The organism is Candidatus Binatus sp. (assembly GCF_030646925.1).
Lineage (GTDB): Bacteria > Desulfobacterota > Binatia > Binatales > Binataceae > Binatus.
In genome coordinates, this window is sequence record NZ_JAUSKL010000001.1 from 1 (window position 1) to 3426 (window position 3426).

Sequence of the window (3426 nt, forward strand, 5' to 3'; positions counted from 1 at the left end):
GGCGATGGCGGAGGCGATCGGAAGAATCGCGGGCGAGTAGCCGTCCTCGGCGAAGTGATGCTCGGTGAGCCAGGCCTCGTCAAAACCGAGTTGCTCGGCGAGGCGGATTTGCGCGAGTTGCTCGGCGTAGAATTGCTGCCACGGCCGGCGCCACGCGGGCGGGTTGCGGAATGGGAAGAGCAGACCGATATTCAGATTCGCGCATAAGCTCATGGGGCCACGGTAGTACAGCATCGGGGTGTTTTGCCAACGGCGGGTGCGGTCGAGGGCGGCACGTGAAAGCGAAGGAATCGGAGAAGAGATCCGAAACCTCCCGCAGGTTTCGGGCTTCCCGTTGTGAAGAAGATGCGGGCTACGCCCTGTTAGTAAATGGAAGGCGGAAAAAGCCAGAGCGCGGTGATGGAATCGTCGAGGTTGCTGGAATGGGATGAAATTCAGAGTGGGAAGATGCGGGCTGCGCCCTGTTCGTAGATGGAAAGTGAAGAGAGGGAAAGAGGGGATGCAGAAAGAAGATCGGGATCCTTCGACTCCGCGATAGCGCGCGCGGCCGGGGACGATGATTACCTGCGGCTGTTGGCCGGAACCTCCAACCAGGTCGGCGATAGTTGAAGATGGTGAAATCCGGTGCGATGAAGCAGCCGGCGAACCAGCACCCTCACCTACCCGCCGCAAGGCGGCGGGCTCCCTCTCCCGTAACGTAACGGGCGAGGTATAGGAGGGCAGCCTCCGCTCAGGATGAGGTAAAGGAGCCGGAGCGGGGTCCGTGTCATCCCGACGAAGCCTTGCGACGAGGGAACCCGGATCCGGGATTTCTCGCTGCGCTCGAAATGACACGGAAGGTGTTCGATGAGACATCAGTTCGATCAGAGGTGGCGCCTTTGAATGGTGGAGCGCTACCGACATACCGTCATCCGAGCAAGAGGGCTGCCGAGTCGAAGGATCCCGAAGCCATGCCGGGCGAAGTAAAAGATCCGGGATTCTTCGGCTGCGCAGCCTTCGACTCGGTATTACCGATGGTGCAACCTCGAGTTCAGGGACGAAGCTCTGACGGGATCCCGGAAACCATCGTCAGACGCCGAAGAATTGCTTGATCGCAGCTATCGATTCAGGCTCGGTAAGCGACGGCGCATGACCGACGTTCGGCACTTCGATCGAAGTCGCGCGATTGTGCACCTTGCACATCCTCGACGCGGTGGCCGGTGCGAGGATGTCGCTCTCGGCGCCGCGGACAATCAGCATCGGGCAGGTGATACGCGCGAACGGTACCCATAAATCGAGGCGCTGCTGCGCGGTGCCGCCGCGGAGCGGGCGGCGGAGGTTGGGATCCATCTTCCACGCGAGGCCGCCGCCAGCGGTGGGCTTCACCGACCATTGCACCAAGTCGCGAACCGCGGCGAGCGGCATTTTCGCCATCGGCGGGTAGTTGTCGCGATAGTACTGAACGACTTCGTCGAGGTTGTCGAAGCGCTCCGGCGCGACGCCGACGTAGTTCGCGATCCGGGTCGCGCCCGCGATGTCGATATCCGGTCCGATGTCGTTCAGCACGACGCGTTCGGCGCGTTCAGGCCATCCGCCGGCGAACATCATGGCGATGACGCCGCCCATCGAGGTGCCGACCAGGTTCGCGCGCCCGATTCCGATTTCGTCGAGCATCGCGGCCAGGTCGGTCGCATAGTGCTGCGGCAAGTACTCGGTCGGGGGGCCCCATTCGCTGTCGCCGCGGCCGCGCACGTCGATCGATATCACGCGATATTTCGCCGCGAGATGCGGTGCGAGCGCGTCGAAGTTGTGCGCGTTGCCGCTCAGCCCGTGCAGGCAAACGATCCACGGCAGGTCGTCGGCGCCGCCGTAGTCGAGGTAATGAAGCCGCAGTCCGTTCGCGATCAGGAATTTGTCGGAGGCCATGGACACGCTCAGTCCTCGGGGGGCGCCTGCACCAGCGCATACAGTTTTTCCGGCACGATAATCAAGCGGCGGCCGTCGCGGACGATTACCTGCTCGCGTTCGAAGTCGTTAAGTTGCTCGGTGGTGCGCTGGCGCGAGGCGCCGACGAGATCGGCCAGGTCGGCATGTGTCAATTTGACCGTGAGCAGAGTGCCGCGCGAATCGCGCACGCCGAATTTCGTCGCCAAATCGAGCAGCGCGCCGGCCAGCCGCTCGCGGAGCCCGAGTCCGACGTGGTTTGCGTACCGAACCAACATCCCCCACCATCGTCCGACCGTTACGTCGAGGACCAAACTGAGGCGCTCGGCAGGGATTCCCAGCACGGTCTCGACGAAAATCTCGGGTTTGACCACCGCGACGGTGCAGTCGGTGAAGGCCTCGCATCGAAACGGCCGGGTGGTTGGCGGCAGCAGCGAGGAGAGGCCGAACACCTCGCCCGGTCCGACGAGTCCGACTAATACACGTTGATCACGATTCACATAGCATAGCTTTGCGACACCTGTGAGAAGTATGTAAACTCGGCTGGACGCTTCGCCTTGCTGGAAGATTGGGCCATCGCGCGGCACTTTCAGGGCCACCGCGTCAGTCGCGAGCCGCGCCGCCTGATCTGGCTTCATCCAGGCGAGCGATTTGAGCCGCGTGAGCGATTTTGGGTCCAGATGCGACTGACTGTGCACCGCCGATACCTAGCACATTTTGGTCAGAATGTCGCAAAGGTGACAGAAGTCGCGATTTCCGGGACGCGTTAATCAGTTCTTGTCGCAACTGCGACAAACGTTAATCAAACTAATATTGCTATAAGCTGGGTATTAGCAGAAACTGCATACCAACATGACAACAGACTCCTCATCGAAGGTGGAAGCAATGGCAAGCAAGACCCCAATCAGCAACAACGGGATCGCTCCGAACCCCAAACAGCCTCCCCTCTCGAGTGAAATCCTGAAGGTCGCCAAGGTGGCCCTGCTCGACCTGCCGACGGCCGCGCTGAAGCGGATTGTCGCGGGCGGCAGCGAGCGCGACCTCTATGAGGCCACTTGGGCGGCATACGACTCGGTAATCGGGCTGGTCAACGAAGCGACCAATCGAACTTACACGAATCAGAGCGTAGGCGAATTTGCCAGCCGTGTGATCGATTTCTCGCTCCAGTGGCAGCGCTTCAATGCGGCAGTGGCGGGCGCCTTCTTTGCGAATCTGTGGCCCGCGATCAATCTGCCGACGGCGACCGAGGTCGAGGGCATGCGGAGCGAACTTCGCTCGCTGCGCGCGGAACTGCGTGGTGCAATCGCGGAGCGCGAGTCGGCGTCGACGCGGCGCGAACGCGAAGCCCTTCCCGAAATGCGTGTCACCGAGCATCTGGTGGCGAAGCGGCCCGCGGCCGAGCGTCACTCGAATGTGTTTCAGGTAGCGGTGTGGTCGGGATGGCCCAATGCCGAGACCAAGGAGGTCATCCAGAATGGCCGCAATTAGCGAAGTCGCCTCGTT

4 protein-coding genes are annotated in these 3426 nt (G+C 61.7%); 1 reads left to right on the forward strand and 3 read right to left on the reverse strand.

Features of this window, described 5'->3' with window-relative positions:
* The 3 genes from Q7S58_RS00005 to Q7S58_RS00015 form a co-directional block, all read right to left on the reverse strand.
* A partial coding sequence (locus Q7S58_RS00005) for an LLM class flavin-dependent oxidoreductase (protein ID WP_304819491.1) occupies window positions 1-213 on the reverse strand: 213 nt, incomplete at its 3' end.
* Between the two features lie 855 nt (window positions 214-1068).
* Window positions 1069-1905, reverse strand: coding sequence for an alpha/beta fold hydrolase (locus Q7S58_RS00010; protein ID WP_304819493.1), 837 nt, complete (start codon window positions 1903-1905; stop codon window positions 1069-1071).
* An 8-nt stretch (window positions 1906-1913) separates the two neighbouring features.
* Window positions 1914-2621: a Crp/Fnr family transcriptional regulator gene (locus Q7S58_RS00015; RefSeq protein WP_304819495.1), complete on the reverse strand. Its 708-nt coding sequence runs from the start codon at window positions 2619-2621 to the stop codon at window positions 1914-1916.
* Window positions 2622-2808: 187 nt separating this feature from the next.
* Between Q7S58_RS00015 and Q7S58_RS00020 the strand changes: the two genes are divergently transcribed.
* On the forward strand, window positions 2809-3411 hold the full coding sequence (locus Q7S58_RS00020; protein ID WP_304819497.1) for a hypothetical protein: 603 nt from the start codon (window positions 2809-2811) through the stop codon (window positions 3409-3411).
* Window positions 3412-3426 lie beyond the last annotated feature (15 nt).

Excerpts from the sequence above, each read along its gene's own strand:
- Q7S58_RS00020 (WP_304819497.1), top strand. The coding sequence starts at position 2,809 with ATGGCAAGCAAGACCCCAATCAGCAACAACGGGATCGCTCCGAACCCC.
- Q7S58_RS00010 (WP_304819493.1), bottom strand. The coding sequence starts at position 1,905 with ATGGCCTCCGACAAATTCCTGATCGCGAACGGACTGCGGCTTCATTAC.